General features: G+C 61.6%; 14 protein-coding genes and 1 pseudogene. 6 read left to right on the forward strand and 9 right to left on the reverse strand.

Annotation, left to right across the window (positions count from 1 at the left end; genetic code table 11):
• Positions 1 to 149 precede the first annotated feature (149 nt).
• The 6 genes from J5289_RS07800 to J5289_RS07825 all read left to right on the forward strand — a co-directional run bounded on the left by J5289_RS07800 (position 150) and on the right by J5289_RS07825 (position 8,286).
• Positions 150 to 620, forward strand: a complete 471-nt coding sequence (locus J5289_RS07800; RefSeq protein ID WP_209183264.1) for a cytochrome c-type biogenesis protein — start codon at positions 150 to 152, stop codon at positions 618 to 620.
• Positions 621 to 773: 153 nt separating this feature from the next.
• The gene (locus J5289_RS07805; RefSeq protein WP_209183265.1) at positions 774 to 2,327 is read left to right on the forward strand and encodes a Do family serine endopeptidase; all 1,554 of its coding nucleotides are present in this window, start codon (positions 774 to 776) and stop codon (positions 2,325 to 2,327) included.
• 164 nt (positions 2,328 to 2,491) lie between these two features.
• The gene (locus J5289_RS07810) at positions 2,492 to 3,169 is read left to right on the forward strand and encodes a response regulator transcription factor (RefSeq protein ID WP_111220777.1); all 678 of its coding nucleotides are present in this window, start codon (positions 2,492 to 2,494) and stop codon (positions 3,167 to 3,169) included.
• Positions 3,166 to 4,578 (forward strand): HAMP domain-containing sensor histidine kinase, encoded by a 1,413-nt coding sequence (locus J5289_RS07815; protein WP_209183266.1) that lies wholly within the window; start codon positions 3,166 to 3,168, stop codon positions 4,576 to 4,578. The genes J5289_RS07810 and J5289_RS07815 overlap by 4 nt, the downstream gene beginning before the upstream one ends.
• Before the next feature lie 69 nt (positions 4,579 to 4,647).
• Entirely contained in the window at positions 4,648 to 5,187 is a 540-nt protein-coding gene (locus J5289_RS07820; protein WP_209183267.1) for an MOSC domain-containing protein, read from the forward strand.
• Between the two features lie 150 nt (positions 5,188 to 5,337).
• Positions 5,338 to 8,286, forward strand: coding sequence for a bifunctional [glutamine synthetase] adenylyltransferase/[glutamine synthetase]-adenylyl-L-tyrosine phosphorylase (locus J5289_RS07825; protein WP_209187370.1), 2,949 nt, complete (start codon positions 5,338 to 5,340; stop codon positions 8,284 to 8,286).
• A 21-nt stretch (positions 8,287 to 8,307) separates the two neighbouring features.
• Here the strand turns inward: J5289_RS07825 and J5289_RS07830 are convergent.
• The 9 genes and pseudogenes from J5289_RS07830 to J5289_RS07865 form a co-directional block, all read right to left on the reverse strand.
• Positions 8,308 to 10,614: pseudogene (locus J5289_RS07830) on the reverse strand (PAS domain-containing sensor histidine kinase); the annotation flags it as partial.
• A 212-nt stretch (positions 10,615 to 10,826) separates the two neighbouring features.
• Positions 10,827 to 13,475, reverse strand: coding sequence for an aminopeptidase N (gene pepN / locus J5289_RS07835; RefSeq protein WP_209183270.1), 2,649 nt, complete (start codon positions 13,473 to 13,475; stop codon positions 10,827 to 10,829).
• Between the two features lie 179 nt (positions 13,476 to 13,654).
• Entirely contained in the window at positions 13,655 to 14,899 is a 1,245-nt protein-coding gene (locus J5289_RS07840; RefSeq protein ID WP_142829836.1) for an MFS transporter, read from the reverse strand.
• A gap of 254 nt (positions 14,900 to 15,153) precedes the next feature.
• Entirely contained in the window at positions 15,154 to 15,342 is a 189-nt protein-coding gene (locus J5289_RS29185; RefSeq protein ID WP_247749021.1) for a hypothetical protein, read from the reverse strand.
• A gap of 155 nt (positions 15,343 to 15,497) precedes the next feature.
• The gene (locus J5289_RS07845; protein WP_209183271.1) at positions 15,498 to 16,373 is read right to left on the reverse strand and encodes a uracil-DNA glycosylase family protein; all 876 of its coding nucleotides are present in this window, start codon (positions 16,371 to 16,373) and stop codon (positions 15,498 to 15,500) included.
• Between the two features lie 61 nt (positions 16,374 to 16,434).
• Positions 16,435 to 17,724 carry an Hsp70 family protein gene (locus J5289_RS07850; protein ID WP_209183272.1) on the reverse strand — a complete coding sequence of 430 codons (1,290 nt, stop codon included), beginning with the start codon at positions 17,722 to 17,724 and terminating at the stop codon, positions 16,435 to 16,437.
• 152 nt (positions 17,725 to 17,876) lie between these two features.
• Complete coding sequence (locus tag J5289_RS07855; RefSeq protein ID WP_209183273.1) at positions 17,877 to 20,993, reverse strand: efflux RND transporter permease subunit; 3,117 nt, start codon at positions 20,991 to 20,993, stop codon at positions 17,877 to 17,879.
• Positions 20,990 to 22,225 carry an efflux RND transporter periplasmic adaptor subunit gene (locus J5289_RS07860; RefSeq protein ID WP_209183274.1) on the reverse strand — a complete coding sequence of 412 codons (1,236 nt, stop codon included), beginning with the start codon at positions 22,223 to 22,225 and terminating at the stop codon, positions 20,990 to 20,992. Before J5289_RS07860 ends, J5289_RS07855 begins: the two co-directional genes overlap by 4 nt.
• A 396-nt stretch (positions 22,226 to 22,621) precedes the next feature.
• The gene (locus J5289_RS07865) at positions 22,622 to 23,410 is read right to left on the reverse strand and encodes an SDR family oxidoreductase (RefSeq protein WP_209206599.1); all 789 of its coding nucleotides are present in this window, start codon (positions 23,408 to 23,410) and stop codon (positions 22,622 to 22,624) included.
• Between the last annotated feature and the right edge of the window lie 238 nt (positions 23,411 to 23,648).

Here is a 23,648-nt window from a genome sequence, read left to right on the forward strand (position 1 = left end):
CGGCTGCGCCGACATCTCCCCGACAGGGGGGGAGATCATTCTTTTCCCTATTTGGCTCTAACGTCTCGGCTAATCTCCCCCCTTGTGGGGGAGATGTTCCGAAGGGCCAGAGGGGGGCTCTCGCCGCAATCGCGATACTCCTGGTCCTCATGCTGTTCCCCGTGGCGGCCTTTGCCGTCAATCCGGACGAGGTATTGACCGATCCGGCGCTGGAGGCGCGGGCGCGGGCGATCTCGACCGAACTGCGCTGCATGGTCTGCCAGAACCAGTCGATCGACGATTCCAACGCGGATCTTGCCCGCGACCTTCGCCTGCTGGTGCGCAAGCGGCTGATGGATGGCGACAGCGACCGGCAAGTGCTGGATTACATCGTTTCCCGCTACGGCGAGTTCGTGCTGCTGAAGCCTCGGCTCAGTGAAAAGACCTATGTGCTGTGGGGTGCGCCGCTCGCGCTGCTTGTCATCGGTGGTATAGCGATGGCCGTATTCGCTAGCCGGCGGCGCGGAAAACCGACCGGTACGCATCTCACCCCCGAAGAGCAGGCGAGGCTGGATCGACTGCTCGGCGAGCATGGTCTCGATGCGCAGCCCGGAACCGAAAAGACGGGAACATCGGCTTAAGGTTTTTTCACCCTGCCGGAAACATTCTGCAACATTACCAACATTTCATGGGCCGGACAGTTCACCGTAACGTGCAAGATCCTATATCCTTTCCATCAACTGATCGCCGCTGACCCCACGGCGCCAGTCCAGACGAAAGAGAAGGTAACGCACATGTTCGAGACCATCAAAGGCCGCCTGACGCGCAGCACTGCCTTGAAGGCTTCCGCTGTCGCCGGCATCGCTGTTGCTGCCCTGGCGACCGGCGTCCCAGCCGTGATTTCCAATTCCTATGCAGACGCCGTGGTTGTCCAGGCGCCGCAGGTTCCAAGCTTCGCCAATGTCGTCGATGCCGTGTCTCCCGCCGTCGTGTCGGTGCGTGTCGAGTCCCGCGTCAACCCCGCTGCTGCCGATGAGGACGACAGCTTCGGCCTCGGTCGCGGCTTTGACGACCTCCCGGACGATCATCCGCTGAAGAAGTTCTTCAAGCAGTTCGGCCAGCAGCCGAACGGCAAGGGCATGCAGGGCGAGCAGCAGAAGCCGAACGCCGACAAGGGTCGCCTCCGTCCGGTTGCCCAGGGCTCGGGCTTCTTCATCTCCGATGACGGTTACCTCGTCACCAACAACCATGTCGTCTCCGACGGTGCCGCCTTCGTCGTCGTGCTCAGCGATGGCACCGAACTCGATGCCAAGCTGATCGGCAAGGATCCGCGTACCGATCTCGCCGTGCTCAAGGTCGACGACAAGCGCAAGTTCACCTACGTCAAATGGGCCGACGACGAGAAGGTCCGCGTTGGCGACTGGGTCGTCGCTGTCGGCAATCCCTTCGGTCTGGGCGGCACTGTCACCGCCGGTATCATTTCCGCCCGTGGCCGCGACATCGGCTCCGGCCCTTACGACGATTATCTCCAGGTCGATGCGGCCGTGAACAAGGGCAACTCCGGTGGCCCGACCTTCAACCTCAGCGGCGAAGTCGTCGGCATCAACACGGCCATCTTCTCGCCGTCCGGCGGCAGCGTCGGCATCGCCTTCGCGATCCCTTCGACGACCGCCAAGGACGTCGTCGCCGACCTGATCAAGACAGGCTCCGTCTCGCGTGGCTGGCTTGGCGTACAGATCCAGCCCGTCAGCAAGGACATTGCCGAATCGCTCGGACTTTCCGAGGCGGCCGGGGCGCTTGTCGTGTCGCCACAGGAGGGTTCGCCGGGCCAGAAGGCCGGTATCAAGAACGGCGACGTAGTCACCGCAGTCAACGGCGAGCCGATCAAGGACCCACGCGATCTTGCACGCCGCATCGGTGCCATGGCGCCGGGCAAGAAGGTCGAGGTCGCCATCTGGCGCAACGGCAAGTCGCAGTCGGTCACCGTCGATCTTGGAACCTTGCCTGCCGAGCAGAAGGCATCGGCCGACGGCAACAATGCGCCGCAGGCAGAACCGCAGCAGCCAGCCTCGGAAAAGGCGCTTACCGATCTCGGCCTCACCGTCGGTCCGTCCGACGATGGCAAGGGTGTCGCGATCACCGGCGTCAATCCGGACTCCGACGCTGCCGACAAGGGCGTGAAGGAAGGCGAGAAGATCACCTCGGTCAATAACCAGGAGGTCGCCAACGCCCAGGATATCGCCAAGGTCATTACCCAGGCGAAGAAGGACGGCCGCACCCGCGCGCTTTTCCAGATCCAGTCGGACAACGGCAGCCGCTTCGTGGCTCTGCCGCTCAGCCAGGGCTGATCGCGGACAAGTAACGTGGAGGAAGCCGTGCAAGCCCCCGCCTGCACGGCTTCCTTGTTTTCAAAGCAACCATGGGTGAAATCATGACCACCGGTAGCCAGCCAAAATCCAACGCCGCCGATTCCGGTTGTGCAGCAGTGCCGCCGGCGGGTAATGTCACGCACATGAAGATTTTGATCATCGAAGACGATCTCGAGGCCGCCGCTTACCTGACTAAGGCGTTCCGCGAGGCCGGTATACTTGCCGATCACGCCAGCGATGGCGAGAGCGGCCTCTTCATGGGCTCTGAAAACACCTACGACGTCATGGTCATCGACCGGATGCTGCCGCGACGCGACGGGCTTTCGGTCATTGCCGAACTGCGCCGCAAGGCGATCCACACGCCTGTGCTGATCCTTTCAGCGCTCGGCCAGGTCGACGACCGCGTCACCGGGCTTCGCGCCGGTGGTGATGACTACCTGCCGAAACCCTATGCCTTTAGTGAATTGCTCGCCCGTGTCGAAGTTCTGGGCCGTCGCAAGGGCACGCCGGATCAGGATGTGCTGTACCGCGTCGGCGATCTCGAACTCGATCGCCTGTCCCACGAGGTCCGCCGGGCCGGCAAGGAGATCGTCCTGCAGCCGCGCGAATTCCGCCTGCTGGAATACCTGATGAAAAATGCCGGGCAGGTGGTGACCCGCACCATGCTGCTGGAAAATGTCTGGGATTACCACTTCGATCCCCAGACCAACGTCATCGATGTCCACGTCTCGCGCCTGCGTGCCAAGATCGAGCGGGATTTCAACATGCCGCTGCTGAAGACCATTCGCGGGGCAGGGTACATGATCAAGGACGAGGGATGAGTCGCTTCCGCGTCCTCTTCAAGTCGACCGCCGTCCGCCTGTCCGCCCTCTACATCCTGCTTTTCGCGCTCTGCGCTGCGACGCTGGTGTTCTACGTGACATCCATGTCCGAGCGGCTGATGACGGGGCAGATCCGCGATGCCGTCAGCCAGGAAGTCAATCAGGTCAAGCACGCCTATGAGGGCGGCGGCCTCAACCTCCTGCTGCGCACGATGGAGCGCCGCGCCCGCCAGCCGGGAGCCAATCTCTACGTCATTGCGAGCCCTACGGGCGTCATACTTGCCGGCAACGTCGCCTCCGTCCAGCCCGGCACCTTCGACGACCAGGGCTGGACCGAAGTACCCTTCACCTACGAGCGATATGCCGATACCGGCGCCGAGCGTCGCCACCTCGCCATCGCCAACATCTTCACGCTCGACAACGGCCTGCGCATCCTGATCGGCCGCGATCTCGGCGAGCCCGAGCGATTTCGTCTGCTCGTACGCCAGGCGCTGATGCTGGCACTGGCAATCATGGGTGTCGGGGCACTGGTGATCTGGTTCGGCATCGGCCGCAATGCGCTCCGCCGCATCGACCGGATGACCGATGCAAGCCGCAAGATAATGGCCGGCGACCTGTCGCAACGCCTGCCGGTCGGCGGTTCCGGCGATGAGTTCGATCGGATGTCGGATTCGCTGAACACCATGTTGGAGCGCATCGAGAAGCTCAACGAAGGCCTGCGCCAGGTTTCCGATAATATCGCCCACGACCTGAAGACGCCGTTGACCCGTCTGCGCAACAAGGCGGTCGACGCGCTCGACATCGACAACGAGGAGCGTCGGCGCGGCGCGCTCGAAGGCATCATCGCTGAATCAGACCAGCTGATCCGCACCTTCAACGCCCTGCTGATGATCTCCCGTGTTGAGGCCGGTGCGGTTGCGGCCGAAATGACCACGGTCGATCTCTCCGCCATTGTCGCCGACACCGCCGAACTCTACGAGCCGGTCGCCGAAGATGCCGGGCTCGTCCTCACGGCCGAGATTGAGCCCGGCGTGGAAATCCAGGGCAACCGCGAACTGATCGGTCAGGCGCTGTTCAACCTCATCGACAACGCCCTGAAATACGCGCCTGGCGGTAATGGTCAGCCGGAGGTCATTCTCAAGCTCAGCCGTGGTGCGGATGGCGTCACGCTCTGTGTCGCTGACCGTGGTGCAGGTGTGCCGGTGGAAAGACGCGAAGACGTGGTGAAACGCTTCTTCCGGCTAGACGAAAGCCGCTCGAAGCCGGGCACCGGCCTTGGTCTGTCGCTGGTCGAAGCCGTGATGGAACTGCATGGCGGCAAGCTGCAGCTTTCCGATACCGACCCCGACAGCAGCGAGGCCCGCGGCCTGACCGCGACGATGGTGTTTGCGAACGCCGGCAAGGGATAGGGCGGCCTTCACAAATCGGACATCGACCCATATTACCGCTGTGAGCAACTTCAAAGAGGAGCTCACGCCATGGCGTCAGTCATTTCCGTCGCCCGTGATCAGGTGCACCAGTTCTCCAAGGCTGTGGTCGATCGCATCGAGATCGTAGAGAATTTGGGCGTTGAGGGCGATGCCCATGCGGGCGTCACAGTGCAGCATCGTTCGCGGGTGGCTGTCGATCCGAACCAGCCCAATCTCCGTCAAGTCCACCTCATCGAGTGTGAACTGCTTGATGAACTGGCAGGCAAGGGGTTCGAGCTGAAGCCAGGAGATCTGGGCGAAAACATCCTGACCGAAGGTATCTCGCTTCTGGAACTCCCGACCGATACGATTCTGAAGATCGGAGCCGACGTCCGACTTCAGGTGACCGGCCTGCGCAATCCCTGCGCCCAGATCGAAAACTTCCGGACCGGGCTTTTGAAGAATGTCGTCTATACCGGAGAGGACGGCAACATCGTCCGCAAGGCCGGGGTCATGACTATCGTGCTTGCTGGTGGGAGCGTGCAGCCCGGCGACCAGATCGAGGCCGACCTGCCACCCTTGCCGCACCGCCCTCTGGAACGTGTGTAAGAGAAAATCATTGCCATGCCCTTGTCGCGAATCGTCGCGATCAACGCTATTGGCGGGGAGTGCACTTCGTCCTAGATTGGCTGGCAATCAGCGTCGCGCCTGTTGGCCGGGGCGTTTGACCACGACCGCTTGAACAGGCCGGAGTGCTGTGTGACCCCATCGACAGATCGACTGGATACCGTGGCTCCTGGCCTTCTGCGACCGTTGAGCCAGGCCGAAGCCAAATCTGCCCTGGCCAGACTGAAGACCCTTGGCAAGACCGAGCCGACAATAGCGGCGTTGCTCGACGGCGATACGGCGTTGCGGGATTTTATCGTCGCGGTTTTCACGCTTTCACCCTACCTCCGCGATACCGCCGAGCTCGACCCGCCTCTGCTCGCATCCGCCATCGATCTGCCTTTGCTGTCGCAGATCGACCGGTTGGTTACTGATGCCCGGGAGGCGTGGCGGCCCGTCGACGGCGTCGTCGCTTCCGAAACCGAGCTGATGGCCCGGCTGCGGCGTATCAAGCGCAAGACGGCATTTCTTATAGCGCTCGCCGACCTAGGCCGGCTGTTCGATGCAAAGACGTCGGCCCGCCTGCTGAGCAGACTTGCCGAGGCCTCCATTTCCGCAGCAATCGACTTCCTGTTGCTGTCGGCCCACGAGGCCGGCAAGCTGACGCTGGTGAACGTCACGGCGCCCAGCCAGGGCTCCGGCCTGATCGTTCTCGGAATGGGCAAGCTCGGCGCAGAGGAGCTGAACTACTCCTCCGACGTCGATCTGGTGATCTTCTTCGACGAGGCGGCGGGCATCGTTGCCGATCCGGACGACGCCATAGAAATTTTCCCGCGACTGATGCGGCGCCTCGTCCGCATCCTGCAGGAGCGCACGGCCGACGGATATGTGTTTCGCACGGACCTGCGCCTGAGACCCGATCCCGGCGCCACCGCCCTTGCCATGCCTGTCGATGCGGCGATGATCTATTACGAGGGCAGGGGGCAGAACTGGGAGCGCGCCGCCTTCATCAAGGCCCGCCCGGTAGCCGGCGACCGCGAGGCGGGGGCAGCCTTCATCCGCGATCTCGTGCCCTTCGTCTTCCGCAAATATCTGGATTTTGCCGCCATCGCCGATATCCATTCGATCAAGCGGCAGATTCATGTCCACAAGGGTCACGGCGCGATCGCGGTAAAGGGCCACAACGTTAAGCTCGGGCGGGGCGGCATCCGCGAGATCGAATTCTTCGCCCAGACCCAGCAGTTGATTGCCGGCGGACGCATGCCGTCGCTGCGCAGCCGGGCAACGGAGGCAACGCTTGCCGAACTGACCAGGGCAGGCTGGATCGATGCCGAAACGCGCGACGAGCTGAGCGAGGGCTACTGGTTCCTCCGCGATGTCGAGCACCGCATCCAGATGGTGCGTGACGAGCAGACCCACCTGCTGCCCGAGACAGACCCCGAACTGAGGCGCATCGCGCTGATGATGGGCTTTGCGGACCTGCCGCGCTTTTCGGAGCGGCTTGTGTCCGTGCTGAAGACAGTCGAAAAGCGCTATTCCCAACTTTTCGAGTACGAGAAGGGATTATCCGGCGAGGCCGGCAATCTCGTCTTCACCGGCCAGGCTGATGATCCCGAGACACTCCAGACCCTGCAGCGTCTCGGCTTCGACCGGCCGGCCGATATCTCCCGCATCATCCGCACCTGGCATTACGGCCGCTATCGCGCGACCCAATCGGTCGAGGCGCGGGAGCGTCTCACGGAACTGATGCCGCAATTGCTGCGCGCCTTCGGGGAAAGTACGCGGGCCGACGAGGCGCTGCTGCGCTTCGATCAGTTTCTCGCCGGACTGCCGGCCGGCATCCAGCTCTTTTCCCTGCTCGGCAACAATCCCGTGCTGCTCGGCCTTCTCGTTACCATCATGTCGGCGGCGCCACGGCTGGCCGATATCATCGCCGCGCGTCCACATGTCTTCGATGGCATGCTGGATCCGGGCATCATGACCGAGCTGCCGACGCGTAACAACCTCTCCTCGCGCCTCGAAAGCTTCCTGCAGCCCGCCCGGCACTACGAAGACACGCTCGACCGACTCCGCATCTTTGCCGCAGAGCAGCGCTTCCTGATCGGCATCGGGCTGCTCACCGGTGCGATATCTGGGGAGATGGCGGGACGGGCATTCAGCCATCTGGCCGATCTCGTCATCGCGTCGGCGCTGGATGCGGTTCAGAGCGAAGTAGGCCTGGCGCATGGCAATTTCCCCGGCGGTCGCATCGCCGTCGTCGGCATGGGGAAGCTGGGCAGCTTCGAACTCACAGCCGGGTCCGATGTCGATATTATTTTGCTCTATGACTACGACGATGGCGCAACCAGCTCGGATGGTCAGAAGCCGCTCGACGCCACCCGCTATTTCACCCGCATCACCCAGCGCCTGATCGCCGCCCTGTCTGCGCCGACGGCCGAGGGCATTCTCTATCAGGTCGACATGCGGCTGCGGCCCTCGGGCAACAAGGGGCCGGTTGCAACCCGCATCAATGCTTTCGAGAAATATCAGCGCGAGGAAGCCTGGACCTGGGAGCATATGGCGCTTACCCGGGCCCGGCTGGTTTGCGGCGACCCGACACTGGTCTCGCATGCCGAACGGATCATCGCCGGCATTCTCGCCGCGCCTGCCCATACAGCAAAGATCGCCACTGACGTGGCGGACATGCGGGCACTCGTCGATAACGAGAAGCCGCCCGCCGGAGTGTGGGATCTCAAGCACATGCCGGGCGGCCAGATCGACATCGAGTTCCTCAGCCAGTATGCGCGGCTGGTGTCGCCGCTCGCCGTTACGGCGGAAGACCGGGGCTTCACTACCGCAGAGGCGCTTGCGCGCTTCGGCCCCGGTCTCATCCCCGAACAGGATCTCGCCACGTGCCGGCAGGCGCTGGCGCTCTATACCGAGCTGTCGCAGCTGATCCGCCTTTGCATCGATGGTGTCTTCGATCCCGCACAAGCGCCGGCAGGGTTGATCGATCTCGTGGCCCACGCCGGCGATTGCCCGGATGTGGTGACACTGGAGGCTGAACTCCGCCGCCTAGGCGACGCGACGCGCCGCATATTTCATGCGGTCCTCGCGCGGTAAGGCACCCGTCGAGGTTGGCTGGTCTGGAATATAGACGGAGATGACGGTGCCGACGCCTTCGCGAGAACGGATGTTCATGGTGCCCTGATGCAGCGTTGCCAGTGAGCGGGAGATGGCAAGTCCAAGACCGGAGCCACCTTTGCTCTTGGCGTATTGGTTCTGCACCTGCTCGAAGGGCTGGCCGATCTTGCCGAGTGCGGATTTCGGGATGCCGATACCGGTGTCAGCGATCGTCAGCATGACACCTTCGCTGACATCGCGCAGGCGCACGGCGATCCGCCCGCCATTGTTGGTGAACTTGACGGCATTGGAAAGCAGGTTGAGCAGGATCTGCTTCATGGCTCGACGGTCGGCCGTCAGCGTTCTGCCTGTCAAGAAGCGCTGCTCTACCTGGATATTCTTCGAAGCAGCCGGCACCGAGGTAAAGCGCAGGCATTCCTCGATCAACGGCACCAGGTCGATTGTCTCGCAGGACAGCTTGACGTGACCGGCCTCGATCTTCGACATGTCGAGAATATCGTTGATGACGTTGAGCAGATGCTTGCCGCTGTCGTGGATATCGCGCGCATACTCGTCGTATTTTTCCGATCCGAGCGGACCGAACATCTGGTTCTGCAGGATTTCCGAAAAACCGAGAATGGCGTTGAGCGGTGTGCGCAGCTCATGCGACATGTTGGCGAGGAATTCGGATTTGGCCTTGTTGGCCGCCTCGGCGCGGTCTTTTTCGGCCAGGTAATTTGTGTTGGCAATCGAGAGTTCCGCTTTCTGGCGCTCGAGAGTTTGCCGCGAGGCGGAGAGGTCGTCGATGGTCGCATTGTTGCGTCGCTCTGATTCGCGCAGGCGCTCCTGGTGGCGTTTCAGCAGCGTGATGTCCGTGCCGACGGAAACGGTGCCGCCATCGCGCGTCCGGCGCTCGTTGATCTGCAGCCAGCGCTCGTCGGCAAGTTGCACTTCGGTGGTAACCGAGTAGCCAGAGCGGTCCGCATCGGCTATCCGCCGCTCGATCACGGGACGGGCTGCGGCTGCAGCCACGGCCGAACGCTCGGTACCGGGCATCAGGACGCTGTCTGGAAGCCCGTAGGCCTGCTGATAGTGGGCGTTGCACATGACCAGGCGGTCGTTTTTGTCCCAGAGTACGAAGGCTTCCGACGTACATTCGATAGCATCCGCCAGCCGCTGGTCGGCTTCGGCGTAGCGCTGCGCCAGCCGGTGCTGTTCGGTGACATCCATGGCGATGCCGATCATGTGCTCCTGGCCGGAATTGGTGCGGATAACCTGGGCACGGACCCGCATCCAAACATAGTGACCGCCGGCATGGCGAATACGCAGGATCTGGTCGATCTGGCTGGCCTTGCCCTTGGCGACGGCGCGTGCCAGCTCATACAGGCTGTTGTCGTTCGGATGCATCAGGCGGGCCGCGTCGCCGAAAGACAGCGTCTTGTCCGAGGCGGGCAGGCCGAGCATGTCGTACATCGAGCGCGACCAGAAGAATTCGCGGTTGGCAAAATCGAAATCCCAAAGGCCACACCGTCCGCGCGACAAGGCAGTCTCGACGCGCAGGTTGGATTCCAGAAATGTCTCGTCTGCATCCCGGGCTCGCCGGACCTGCATGTAATAGGCGTAGAGGATGACCAGCAGGATCGATGAAATCCCGGCAAATAGCGTCACGTTCAGGGTGAGCTCGTCGCGCCACAGGCGGCCGATCTGTTCCAGGGACACGGCCGACACGATGAACCCGCCCTTATCGCCGATAAGGGCGATCGAGGCGTAGTAGGGCAGGCCGCCGATGGTGGTTTCGATCACGCCCCCGCCGTCCCCGAACCGGCGAATGGTCGAGACTTCAGGAAAGAAGTCCGAGATCGTCAGACCGACGTAGCGGACCCCGTCGATGGAAGAGGCAAAGACGCGGCCGCTTGCCTGCACAAGCAGCACGAAGTCGCCGCTGTCGAGCCTGTCCTGCGGCAGGAAGGTGCGAAGCCGCGCTTCGGCCGCATCCCTGTCGCCGACATCGAATAATGTCACGTCATGGGCAAAAGCGGCGGATGCGACAGAGGCGGAGAGAACCGTGGAATGACGAGCCGCTGTTTCCATGCGGCCGTGCTCCATCACCATCGCGACGATATGCGAGGCAGCCACCACGGAGAGAAAGGCGAGAATCAAGATCGGGATTGCCCGCTTGAGGATGTTTTCTGCCTTGGAAAAATTGCGTGAAACGTTGCCGACGCTTACCCCTGCGCGGTCGATAAGACCGTCATGCCAAGATTTAAGATCGTCAAAATTGACACGCAGCCGCCCCTCGGCCGCAGTCGCCCGCCGCACGTCCACCATATCTCGCCCTGAACCTCGTGTGATTCGCGGCGCCGCTCGCCCGAACCTGCGCCAATGAATCATTCGCGATTCGGCTTGTCCAGAGGGCGTGATAAAACTTTCTTAACTATTTGCTATTGCAGGTTTTTTAGACGTCGAGATTGCGCCGGTCGGACACAATGCCCAGTCTTTGTCGTACTTGTCGCGCAAATCACCTGTTGCGTCGCCGCAAATCACTCCTTCAAAATGCGGTCGACGATGTCGCGCACGTCGGTCGAAAGCTCGCCCGCCCGCTCGATCTGCATCAGCGCCGCGCGCGCATGATCGGCGCGCACAGGTTCCAGCGATCGCCAAGAGCGCATCGACGTCAGGATACGGGCGGCAAGCTGCGGGTTGCGCGGGTCGATGGTGAGGATTTCTTCGGCTAGGAAGCGGTAGCCTCCGCCATCGGCGCGGTTGAAGCCCGTCGGATTGTTGAAAGCGAGGGTTCCGACCAGCGCCCGCACCCGGTTGGGATTGGCGCGCGTGAACAGCGGATCCTGCATCAACGCCTGGACGCGCTGCAATGTTGCGGCGCCGGGCATCGAAGCTTGGATCGCAAGCCACTTGTCGACGACCAGCGCATTGTCTTCGAATCGGCTCTTGAAGGTCGCCAGTGCCTCGTTGGCTTCCGCCGTTTCCGGGAAGCGATGCGCCAGGATTGTCAGCGCGTGGCTCAGATCGGTCATGTTGTTGGCAGCGTCGAAGGCGGCCTTGGCGCGCGCGGGAGTGTTGTCGGACAGCGACAAAAAGCCGAGCGCGGCGTTGCGGAGCGCGCGTCGGCCGGCGCTGGCGGCATCGGGGCTAAAGTCGCCCGGTGTTGCCATGCCCTCGTGGAGCGCCGCAAAGATATCCCTTCCGGCGTCGGCGATCTGCGAAAGGATCGCCTGGCGGCCGGCGTGGATCGCGTCCGGGTCGTTGTTGGCACCAAGCTCGCGGGCGAGGTCGGCCTCGCTCGGCAGGTTCAGCACCTGAGCGCGGAAGGCCGGCTCCAGTGTTTCGTCTGCGGCAGCCGTCAAAAGGGCGTCGATCAGCGTCTGGTCGCAGACGACGGGCGCACGATTTCGGGTGTCCTGGACGGCCCGCAGCAGGATCGGCAGCGCCAGATCGGTGAGTGCCTGCCAGCGCGCAAAATGATCGGACTCGAAGCGCGCAATGAGTGCAAGATCGGTGGCGCTCTGGTCGAAGTGCAGATTGATCGGCGCCGAGAAACTGCGGTTCAGGGAGAGCACGGGACGTGACGGGATGTCGTGGAAGACGACAGTCTGGGCGCGTTCGACCAGATGCAGCACGTCCGTCGTGAACTCCGCACCCTCGACTTTCGCCGGTGTCATTGGCTGACCGTCTTCGGAAAGCAGGCCAAGCCGCAGCGGAATATGCATCGGCTCCTTGGCAGACTGGCCGGGCGTTGCCGGCACGATCTGCTCGAGCGACAGCGTGAAGGTCCTGGCGAAAGCATCGTAGGCGCAGGAGGCGGTGACCAGCGGCGTACCGGCCTGATGATACCACAACGAGAACTGCGTCAGGTCGCGGCCGCTGACCTCTGCAAAGCAGGCAACGAAATCCTCGACCGTCGCGGCGTCGCCGTCATGACGCTCAAAATAGAGATCCATGCCTTTCTTGAACAGATCGCTGCCGAGCAGCGTCGCGATCATGCGCGTGACTTCGCTGCCCTTCTCGTAGACCGTCGTCGTGTAAAAATTGTTGATCTCGCGATATTTCGTCGGGCGGACGGGATGCGCCAGCGGTCCGCCGTCTTCCGGAAACTGTTCGGATTTCAGATGCCGGACCTCGGCGATACGCTTGACCGGGCGCGAGCGCTGGTCGGCTGAAAACTCGTGGTCGCGGAAAACCGTCAGGCCTTCCTTCAGGCAGAGCTGGAACCAGTCGCGGCAGGTGATGCGGTTGCCAGTCCAGTTGTGGAAATACTCGTGGGCAATGATCGCTTCGATGTTGGCATAGTCGGCGTCGGTCGCCGTTTCCGGATCGGCCAAAACATACTTGTCGTTGAAGACGTTGAGCCCCTTGTTCTCCATTGCCCCCATGTTGAAGTCGGAGACGGCGACGATCATGAAGATGTCGAGATCGTATTCGCGGCCGAAAACCTCTTCGTCCCACTTCATCGAGCGCTTCAGGGCATCCATAGCGTAGGCAGCACGCGGCTCCTTGCCGTGCTCGACATAGATCTTCAGCGTCACTTCGCGCTCGGACATGGTGACGAACGTGTCTTCGATGACGCCGAGATCGCCGGCGACCAGCGCAAAGAGATAGCTCGGCTTTGGATGCGGATCGAACCACGCGGCAAAGTGCTTGCCTTCGCCATACCCGGCACCGCCGAGGAAGTTACCGTTCGACAGCAGCAGCGGATTGGCGGCCTTGTCGCCGATGATGTTGACGGTGTAGGGCGCCAGCACGTCGGGGCGGTCGGGAAAATAGGTGATGCGGCGAAAACCCTCGGCCTCGCACTGCGTGCAATAGATGCCGCCGGTGCGGTAAAGGCCCATCAACTGGGTATTGGCTTCCGGGTTGATGATCGTGGTGATCGTCAGTTCGAAAGGCAGCGTCGCAGGCAGATCGCGCACAGTCAGGCTTTTGTCGGTGACCGAATACTGCGACGCCGGAACTTCTTCCTGGTCAAGCAGCAGGCCGGAAAGGCTCAATTCGTCGCCGTCGAGGATCAGAGGCGCTGTTGCATCGACTCCTTCGCGGCGGTGAAAGATCAGCCTGGCTTCCACCTTGGTTGCGGTCGGATCGAGTTCGAAGGTGAGGTCTACGCGCTCCAGGACAAAATCTGTGGGACGGTAGTCCGCCAAATGGACGATCTGGCCGATATCAGTGCGCATGGGGGTTCCTAGGTAGACGTTAGGGACGGTGGCCGAGCGGGCGCGAGCGTCGATTTGAAACAGCTTTATTCAATATGATTACATTAAAATCTGAACCAAAGCTAAAGCCATGTATTTCTTCGACCGCAATTTGCAATTGCTGTCCGAAATTCTTTGATAACAGAAGAATTTACCGGCGATCAGGCAAGGCGGTCGTCTGGCGAAGCAGTACGGACGGATGTCTCCGTCCCGCGCACCGGGATCGGCATGGCCTTGAAATCAGTTTTGTCGATGCGCCCCTCACCAACTTTTCGCCGCGCAGTGCGCCAGCCCGCGTAACCAGCATAGAACGCAAAAACCAGCGCCAGAAACCAGAGCAGTCCCGACGTGCCGAAGACCTGCATCATTGCACCAGCAGCCAGCGGACCGACGACGGTGCCGAGGCCGTAGAGGATCATGATGCCGCTGGAGATCGTCACATATTCGTCCGGGGCCGCGCGGTCATTGGCATGCGCGACGTTGATCGCGTAAATCGGGTAAAGCACCGTGCCGACGAAGAAGGCGGCGATATAGAGCGAGACGATGGAACGGACATCGAATAGGGTCATGACCGCACAGGCGACGACGCCGACGATGCCGCAAACGATCATCACCATGCGACGGTCGATCAAGTCGGATACCCTGCCTATCGGCATTTGCGAGATCGCCCCACCTGCCAGCACGCAGGCGAGGAGTGTCGCCCCCTGCGCCGTATTCATGCCGACGATCTGGGTGTAGACGCCGCCAAGACTATTCCAGGTGCCGGACAGGGCGCCCGATAGCAGCGAGCCGACAAAGGCAACGGGAGATAGTTGATAGAGCTTGGGAAGGTTGAATTTGGCCTGGGCTATCGGTGTCGGAGAGGCGGCCGTCGACAGCGCCGTTGGTAGCATGGCCAGCGCGAAGATGATGCCGCAAAGGATGAACAGAGACGTCGATTTGGGATCGCCGAGCGGGACGAGATATTGCCCGCCGATCGACCCTACCAGGCAGGTGATCATATACACCGAGAAGATCGTTGCCCGGTTGGCATTGGTGACGCGCTCGTTCAGCCAGCTTTCGATGATCAGGTAGCTGCCGGCGATGGCAAAGCCGCTGATGAAGCGGAACGCCACCCAGGCCCGCCAGTCCACCAGCAGCGCGCAGAGCAGGATGCCGACGCCGAGCAGCGAGATCAGGGCGCCGAACACGCGTACATGGCCAACCCGCTTCACAAACAGCGGAGTGATGATGCAGGAGATGGTAAATCCGAGCGTATAGCCGGTTGCGATGAAAGAGATCGTGAATGTCGACCAACCCTCCGCAACCGAACGGATCGGCACGACGTAGTTCATCAACCCGAGCCCGACCATCATCAGGAGGGTCGACAGCATCAGGCTGGCGATAGAGATCAGGCTTGCCAGCATGGCACTGTTCCGCTCTTGGCAGGGGTGGATGGCAGAGAATGTATTGTCCTCTATCCCACCATCGGCGCGCAATCAATCGCGACACGTCGCGGCGCATAAAGCGCGTCACCGCAAGCGAAATCGTATTTCCGTTTGAATGTGAATTGGCGGCTGAGGTTCTCGTGGCGCTGAGGCTGTTGCCCGGCTTGCTCTTTCAAGACGCTCGCATCGCCACGTTCACCGAGCACTTCAGCTATGCGGCGCCTGCACGCTTTTCAGGAGGCGCGAAATTCCGCGAACATCGTGGTCGGGCGGACAAGGCGGGAAGATGTGCCGGTGCCACGAGCCGTTATCTGCTCGTTTGTCGCCTCGAGGCGGCGATAGCCGTGCGGCCCGCGCAAAGAAGCATTTACCTGACGGAGGGTTTCAAACCCGCAATGTATAGGACGCGAACGAATGGTCATTGCCTTGGATCCTGATCGTGGTTCCTCCCAAGACGCCCAATTAATATCGCAATGCAGCATCGATTCTACAACGCATGTTGCCGCCATGGCAGTCATGCGTAAATCACATGGCTAAATTCATAATTTCATTATAGTGCCAAAAAAATAGTCGCTTATCAGACTGCATCGATCCGGCGGCGAAAAGCCAGAAGATCCTGCCACGCCAATCGCTTGTTGATCGGCGCGGTCAGCAGGTCCTGGGGATGCAGCGTCGCAATCGCCGGGACGGAGCCGGCTCCGGCGCCGATTTCGCGCCAGTGTCCGCGGAGGGCATGAATGGTCTCGTTACCGCCGAAGAAGAAGCGCGCAGTGAAATTTCCGAGCAACAGCAGGACTTTCGGCTCTGCCAAAGCGATTTGCCGCTCGATGAAGGGGCGGCAGATATCCGTTTCCGGAATGGATGGCGCACGGTTGCCCGGCGGCCGCCACGGAATGACATTGGTGAGTAGTATGCCATCACGATCAAGGCCGATCGACGCCAGCATCCGGTCGAGAAGAAGGCCGGACCGTCCGGCGAACACAGCGCCCTCGCGGTCATCGTCGGCGCCCGGCATCGGGCCGATGACCATGATTCCGCTCTCCGGGTTGCCGCTCGCAAACAGTGTCGAGCGCGCGCTGTTCTTCAGATTGCAGCCGTTGAAGGCTTCCAGGGCGGCTTTCAGTTCCGGCAGCGACCGAGCGCTTTCAGCAGCAAAGCGCGCCTGGTCGATAGCCTGTTCGTCTGGAATGGCCGGCGCGCGCGCTGCAGCGGGCGGCGCAGTCGCAACCGCCTTTGCCGAAGGCCGACGTTCGGCAGCGCTGGCGATCTGGCTTGCCGGCGTAGGCGAGGGTGCCGGCGCCGGACGCCCCGCCTGTCTCGCCGCTTTCAGCGCCTCGAATTCAGCAAAGCGGTCCACCGGATTCTCTTCCAGCATCCAACTGATGCCCGCGTCGGCATGGAAATGCAAAAGCGCGGCAAGTTCGGCCGAGGAGAGGTCTTGAACGGAGATCATGGCTGAACTCTACCGAAGCCGGTCGGGCAAGGGAAGGGCCAAAGCCCCCGCCATCCCCGGCTCAGGACGTCCACTGGGCGATATCGTCGCGCTCGCCGATCAGCGCCAGACCGTGCGCGATCGACAGCAATTCGCCACCGGTCTCGATCCGGCTCACGTCGAAGCGCTCGGTGAACAGCCGGCGCACGGCGGGCACGAACGACGTCCCGCCTGTCAGGAACACCTTGTCGATGCTGGAAGCCGGTGTGTTGGTCTTTTCCAGCACCTCGTCCAGGGCCGCCTCGATCCGCGCCAGTTCCGGCGCTATCCAGCCATCGAAATCGCTGCGCCGGATCGATGTCTTGCCGGCAGCGCCGAGAGGCGGAAAATTGAACTCCGCCTCTTCCGCGGATGACAATGCCATCTTGGTGGCGGAAACCGCCTGGTAGAGCGGATATCCCTCGTCATGCTCGATGAGCTCGATGAAGGTTTCGAGCTTGTCAGGCTCGATGGCCGTGCGGACCAGTTTTTGCAACTCCGGAAATTCGCGCGACGTCTTGAAGATCGACAGCTGGTTCCAGCGGCCGAAATTGGCGTAATAGGAGGAGGGCACCTCGAGCAGCTTGTCGAAGCTCTTGAAGTAGCTTCCCTTGCCGATCAGTGGCGAGACGACATTGTCGATAATGCGGAAGTCGAAATGGTCGCCGGCGACGCCGACGCCGGAATTGCCTATCGGCGTTGCGGTCAGCCGGCCAGCCGCAGTCTCGAACCGTATCAGCGAATAATCGGTCGTGCCGCCGCCGAAGTCGGCCACCAGCACCGTGGCGTCGCTCTTGAGGTTCTGCGCGAAGTAGAAAGCGGCCGCGACAGGCTCGTATACATAATGGATTTCCGGGAAACCCAGCCGCGTCAGCGCTTCGTTGTAACGCGCTGTCGCCAGCGCTGGATCCGGGTTGGCGCCGGCGAAATGCACAGGCCTTCCCGTGACGATACGGCCGATATCCGATGGCCAGTCGTCGCCGGCATAGGCCTTCAGGCGACGCATGAAAATTTCCATCAGGTCTTCGAAACTATGCCGCTTGGCGTGCACCAGCGTTCCCTGGAACAGCGCGCTGGCTGCAAAGGTCTTGATGGACTGGAGAAAACGGCAATCGCCGGGATTGTCGATGAACTGGCGGATCGCAGCGTTGCCCGCCTCGACCTTCAGCGCTGCAGCGCCGAGATGGCGATCCTTCATGAACGACAGGGCGGTGCGCATGCTGTCTGCGGAGCCGGCAGTGCTGGTGAACGAGACCGAGCGGGTGGTTGCTCCGTCCGCCAGCGCCATCACGCTGTTCGTCGTGCCAAAGTCGAAACCTAGCGCCTGAGCCATGCTCGCACTCCTGTCTGCCGAAAATGTCTGGATGGGGCGATGTCCCGCGTCAAAGCGAAACGCCCTCTGATCGAAGAGGGCGCGTCATCGCATAGGCCATCAGGCTGCGCAAGATGGTGAAGGCCCTGAAATCTCTCCGGACAGGCCAGAGGTCATTCCGCCGCAATCGCGGTTGGAGGGTTCTCCTGCTGCGGCTGCTCTTTCCTGCGGCCGAGGCGCCTGACGAAATTGTCGAGCCGGTTCATCTCCAGGAAGATGACGGGCGTGATGAACAACGTCAGGATCTGCGACACGACGAGGCCGCCGACGACTGCGACGCCAAGTGGCTGGCGGAGTTCCGAACTCGCGCCGCCACCGATGGCAATCGGCAGGGCACCGAGCAGGGCGCAGAATGTCGTCATCATGATCGGCCGGAAACGCCGGACGCACGCCTCATGAATAGCCTCGGCGGGCGACACCTTGTCCGACGATCGCAACGTCTCGAGCGCCACGTCGATCATCATGATCGCGTTTTTCTTGACGATCCCGATCAGCATCAATAGCCCGATCAGCGCGATGATCGACAGGTCGAAGCCAAACACTTTTAGCGCCAGCAAGGCCCCGAGAGCTGCTGCCGGCAAGCCGGAGAGAATTGTCAGGGGATGGATGAAGCTCTCATAGAGCACGCCGAGTACCACATAGATGGTGAGCACGGCGGCCAGGATCAGATAGGGCGTGCTGCCCTGCGATTGCTGGAAGATCTGGGCGGTGCCGCCATAGGACGTGAAGACGTCAGCCGGCATGTTGATCTGCTTCTTGATCTGGTCGATAAACGCCGTCGCATCGCCCAGCGCCTCCCCGGCCGGCAGGTTGAACGACACCGTCGTCGAAACCAGCTGTCCCGTCTGGTTGATCGTCACAGGTCCGGTATTGCGCTCGATATGGGCAAAATTGGATAGCGGGACCTGCGCGCCGGAGGAAGACGAGACGCGGATGCGCGAAAGCTTCTGGTCGTCCCAGGGCTGGTTGGCATCGTATTCGATGATGACGTCATAGCTGTCGCCGGTGGATTGGATCTGTGCGGCGGCATAGTCGCTGAACGCTTCCTGCAGCGTCGTGCGCAACGAGGCATTGTTGATGCCGTAGGCAGCAGCCTTCTCCGTGTCGATGACGATATTGGCCTGCAGCGCGTTGTTCTGCGCATCGGTCGTCACGTCGGTGAAGCGCGGATCCTTCTTCATCTCCACGAGCAGCTTGTTGGCCCAGGTGTTGGTCAGGTCGGCGCTTAGGGCCTGGACCACCAGCTGATACTGGCTGGCCGTCTGTCGTCCGCCGAAACGCAGGCTCTGCTGCGGATTGATGAACACCTGGATGCCCGGGATGGTCGCCACGGCGGCCCGCATTTCCCGGAGCGTCTGGTCGAGCGGCGGACGATCCTTCTTGTCCTTAAGCTGGGCATACATCGTGCCGTTGTTCAGAGTCTGGCGGGCACTGGCACCAACGATCGACATGACATGTTCGACAGCTGGGTTCTTTTCGATTAGTGCCGCAGCCTGGCTCTGGAGATCACGCATGGCATCATAGGAAATGTCCTGCCGGGTGCGAGTCGAAATCTGCAGGCGGCCAATGTCTTCGGTCGGGAAGAAGCTCGCCGGCAGGGTCATGAACAGGTAGATCGACAGCCCCACGGAGGCAAGGAAGCTGCCGAGCACCATGGCGCGGTTGCGCAGGCACCAGGCGACACCCTTGTCGTAGTTACGCTCAGTCCAGTTGAAGCCCCGGTTGAAAAGGCGAACGGGATACGGCGGATGACTGTGGCCGCTCGACAGGCGCGAACCTAGCATGGGCGTCACGGTCAGCGAGACGATTGCCGACGAGACGATGGCGATTGCCACCACCATGCCGAATTCGTTGAAAATACGCCCGACGACGCCGCCCATCAGCAGGATGGGTATGAACACCGCGATCAGCGAGATCGACATCGAGATGATGGTGTAGCTGACTTCCGCCGAGCCCTGGATGGCCGCTTGGCGCACCGGCATGCCGTTCTCGACATGTCTGAGGATATTTTCCAGCATGACGATGGCGTCGTCGACCACAAGCCCGACCGCTATCGTCAACCCGAGCAGTGAGATGTTGTCGACGCTGTAGCCGAGCACATACATCATGCCGAATGTTGCAACCAGCGACAGCGGAACCGCCAGCCCGGGGATGATCGTTGCCATCACGTGGCCGGTGAACAGGTAGATGACGAGGACCACGAGCCCGATTGTCAGTGCCAGCGTAAACTTGACGTCGCCGATCGCTTCCCGGATCGGTGCCGCCGAATCGTTCATGACAACCGTCTTCACCGATGCCGGCATCTCGGCATGCAGCTTCGGCAGCGTCTTGTTGATCTCGTCGACGACATCGACGGTATTGGCGTCGGGTTGGCGCTGGATCGACAGGATGATGGCCCGGCTGCCGTCATACCAGCTGCCGATATTCTGGTTTTCGACGCTGTCCTGAACGTTGGCAACATCGCTCAAATGAATAGGCGCACCGTTGGGATTGGCGATGACCAGGGTGCGGAATTGCGCGGCGTTGGTGCGCTGCGTATCCGCATTGATGGTCATGCTCTGGGCGGAGTTCTGCAATGTGCCGACGGGCACCTGGCTGTTGGCGTTGACGACCGCAGAGTTGACGGTGTCGATGCCGATGCCCCGGGCAAGCAGCTTGTCGGGGTCGACGCCGATCCGCACGGCATAAGTCTGAGCACCGTTGACCGTCACTTCAGCGACGCCCGGCAATGTCGACAGCGATGGGGAAATGATGTTCTCGGCGATATCGTCGAGCTTGCTGCGCGGCAGGGTGTCGCTCTGCACGGCGATCAGCATGACAGGTGCGTCTGCCGGGTTGGTCTTGCGATAGCTCGGCGGCGTCGTCAAATTGTTCGGCAGCTGCCGCGTTGCCGTGGAAATCGCCGCCTGAACGTCTGCGGCCGCAGCGTCGATGCTGCGGTTGAGATCGAACTGCAGGACGATGCTGGTGTTGCCGAGCGAATTGGTCGAGCTGATTTCGCTGATGCCCGGAATTGTCTCGAACTGCTTGATCAGCGGCGTCGCCACCGATGTCGCCATGGTCTGCGGCGAGGCGCCGGTCAGCTGGGCGGAAACGTTGATAGTCGGGAAATCGACCTGCGGCAGGGCTGCGACCGGTATCAGCTGGTACCCGGCAAGGCCGGCCAGAACCACGCCGATCGCGATAAGGGTAGTTGCGACCGGACGCTGAATACAAAAAAGCGGGATCATGGCTGGGCTCCGACCGCAAAGTTTTCGGTCTTGCCGTCAGCGGCGGATGCAACCTTTTGTGCCGCACCGTCGCTGAACTCTTCCTTGATTGTCTGGCCGTCCGTCACTTGCGACTGGCCCTCGATGATGACGTGATCGCCGACGGCGAGGCCCTTGGCGACGGCTGTGCGGTCGCCGTTGGCGCGCGCGACAGTTACCGGCGTGACGTGAACCTTGCTGTCCTTGCCGACCACGAACGCAATAAAGCCGTCCGGGCCTGGCGCCACAGCGACCGTCGGCACCACGATCAGCGGCTCCTTGTCAGAGAAGTGGACGGAGACGTTTTCCGATCTTCCGGGCCACAGTGCGCCATTGGCATTGTCGAATTTCGCCTTGACGATGATTGTGCCCGAGGCGGAATCAACCGTGTTGTCGAAGAAGCTGACTTCTCCCTGGCGAGGCTTGCCCTTGGCGGAGCGCGGAACGGTGCTGACGGGAACCGGACCAGCAGCGAGCGCCTCCTGCAACTGGCGCAGACTGGTTTCCTGCAGGTTGAATTTGACAAAAGCAGGATCGTACTTGGTGATCGTGACGATGGCGGTGCCGGGGCTCACATAGGCGCCGAGGCTGAGGGAGATGTCGCCGAGACGTCCGTCATAAGGCGCACGGATATCAGTGTGCTCCAGCAGCACCTCGTCCGACGCAAGCTGCGCCTTGTCGGCCGCAGCAGTCGCCACAGCTGCGTCGCGCGCCTCCTGCGCCTCGTCCGCCGTTGCCTGGGTGCCCGCCTTGCTGCTCAAAAGGTTCAGCGCGCGGGTCAGCGCTGATTCTGTCTGGGCCAGCGTTGCCTGGTCCTTCGCATACACCGCCTTGTCCTTGTCGACGGTGGCCTGCGCAGTGCGCGGATCGAGTTTGGCGATCAGGTCACCGGCCTTAACCGTTGCCCCATCCTGCGCAATGATCTGCGTGATCACGCCGCTTTCCTGCGCGGCTATGGTCGTCGAATCGACCGGCACCACCCATCCCGTGGCCGTCACATCCATAGGCAGGGTCGTCTCGACCGCAGCAACGGTTTTGACGACGACCGGCGCGCCTGACTTCTTACGATTGCCATTCTCGGCCGTGCTGGTGCTTGCGGGCGACGTGGAGCCCTTTCCAAGCAGGGCAGAAACATAAGGAAGACGTTCCCGGTAAGTCCAAAGCGCCGCACCTGCGACAATGACGAGACACAGCGTGATCCAGAATTTCTTCATATGTGCTACCGGTAAGGAACGACTTCGTAAGTAAGCGGCCTACAGATGTGCAATGAAACCAACGCAGAGATGACAGCGCCAGAGTAACACTTCACATTTCCGTTACCGCGCCATTAGAATACGTTCAGTTTATCTTGGCTGGCGAACCATTAGCGGGCAATCTATCACAGTTATTTCCGGGGAAAAATTAACACTTGGAAAGCTTCGGGTCGCCCGGCATGCCAAAAGGCGTTGAATCGCTCCGGAATTACATCCCAAGATTTCTCATTGCTTTCACATGCCTCCGCTGATTGCAGCAGGTGCGTTGTCGCCGCACCGGTCCTAACTTGCCTCACTCGTGGACAAGATGGAGAGCAGTCCGAACCCGGCGATCGATGTCGGGTTCGGCATCCGCGATCAGACGGAGCGCGCAGCGCCGCCGTCGCAACGGATCATCGAGCCGGTGATGTAGCTTGCCGGCTCGCTGCAGAGGAACGCCGCCGTCGCCGCGAATTCGTCGACCCTCCCATAGCGTCCGACCGGGATGCGTGCCTGCTTCTCGGCACGGATGTCTTCCATCGGGCGGCCCGTACGCTTTGCTGCCGCGCCGTCGAGGTCGTCGAGCCGGTCGGTTGCGATGCTGCCCGGCAGCAGCATGTTCGAGGTCACTCCGTAGCTTGCAACTTCGCTTGCCAGCGTCTTGCTCCACCCGGCAAGCGCCGGACGCATCGTGTTGGAAAGAGCCAGATTAGCCAGCGGCTCGATGACCCCGGAGGACGCAACGGTCAGGATGCGGCCCCAGCCCTGCGCCTTCATGGCTGGCAGCAGCGCGTTGGTGAGGGTGATGACGCGCGCCACCATGGTGATAAAGTAGCTCTCGAGATTTTCAGCGGTCATCTCTTCGGTGGTGCCGGGAGTAGGGCCGCCGCTGTTGTTGACGAGGATATCGAGGCCGCCAACCTTTGACGCAACTCCCTCGGTGAGTGTTTTGACGAAGTCGGGATCGGCGAGATCGGCTTGCAGCCAGAAGGCCTTGCCGTTTCCCTCGGCATTGATGGCTGCGCAGTTCGCTGCCAGCCTTTCGCCGCTGCGACCGCAGAGGAGCACGTCAGCGCCTTCGCGCGCCAGCGCCACGGCAATACCGTGTCCCAGTCCCTTTGAGGACGCCAGGATGAGTGCGCGTTTTCCCTTGATGCCGAGATCCATTTTGGTCGTCCTTCATTCTCGATGGCCTGTGCCAATGCTCTTCATATAGAGCGGCCGCTGGCGGCGTAGAAGAAAAATGCGCTGTCTTTTCCGTCTGTCCTTTGCCCACGGCATGAAAACTCGGCTCACGGTCGATTGTGCGAATTGAGGGAGCCGGCGTCGCATCCCGGCTCGACAATCTTATTCCGTTTTGACAAGAGATAAGACAAAACGGGGACAGGGCCGCGCGCACGGCCAA

It is taken from the genome of Rhizobium sp. B230/85 (assembly GCF_019355735.1).
GTDB lineage: Bacteria > Pseudomonadota > Alphaproteobacteria > Rhizobiales > Rhizobiaceae > Rhizobium > Rhizobium rhododendri.

Excerpts from the sequence above, each read along its gene's own strand:
- J5289_RS29185 (WP_247749021.1), bottom strand. The coding sequence starts at position 15,342 with ATGACCATTCGTTCGCGTCCTATACATTGCGGGTTTGAAACCCTCCGT.
- J5289_RS07840 (WP_142829836.1), bottom strand. The coding sequence starts at position 14,899 with ATGCTGGCAAGCCTGATCTCTATCGCCAGCCTGATGCTGTCGACCCTC.
- J5289_RS07865 (WP_209206599.1), bottom strand. The coding sequence starts at position 23,410 with ATGGATCTCGGCATCAAGGGAAAACGCGCACTCATCCTGGCGTCCTCA.
- J5289_RS07815 (WP_209183266.1), top strand. The coding sequence starts at position 3,166 with ATGAGTCGCTTCCGCGTCCTCTTCAAGTCGACCGCCGTCCGCCTGTCC.
- pepN (WP_209183270.1), bottom strand. The coding sequence starts at position 13,475 with ATGCGCACTGATATCGGCCAGATCGTCCATTTGGCGGACTACCGTCCC.
- J5289_RS07810 (WP_111220777.1), top strand. The coding sequence starts at position 2,492 with ATGAAGATTTTGATCATCGAAGACGATCTCGAGGCCGCCGCTTACCTG.
- J5289_RS07850 (WP_209183272.1), bottom strand. The coding sequence starts at position 17,724 with ATGGCTCAGGCGCTAGGTTTCGACTTTGGCACGACGAACAGCGTGATG.
- J5289_RS07860 (WP_209183274.1), bottom strand. The coding sequence starts at position 22,225 with ATGAAGAAATTCTGGATCACGCTGTGTCTCGTCATTGTCGCAGGTGCG.
- J5289_RS07855 (WP_209183273.1), bottom strand. The coding sequence starts at position 20,993 with ATGATCCCGCTTTTTTGTATTCAGCGTCCGGTCGCAACTACCCTTATC.
- J5289_RS07845 (WP_209183271.1), bottom strand. The coding sequence starts at position 16,373 with ATGATCTCCGTTCAAGACCTCTCCTCGGCCGAACTTGCCGCGCTTTTG.
- J5289_RS07805 (WP_209183265.1), top strand. The coding sequence starts at position 774 with ATGTTCGAGACCATCAAAGGCCGCCTGACGCGCAGCACTGCCTTGAAG.
- J5289_RS07800 (WP_209183264.1), top strand. The coding sequence starts at position 150 with ATGCTGTTCCCCGTGGCGGCCTTTGCCGTCAATCCGGACGAGGTATTG.
- J5289_RS07820 (WP_209183267.1), top strand. The coding sequence starts at position 4,648 with ATGGCGTCAGTCATTTCCGTCGCCCGTGATCAGGTGCACCAGTTCTCC.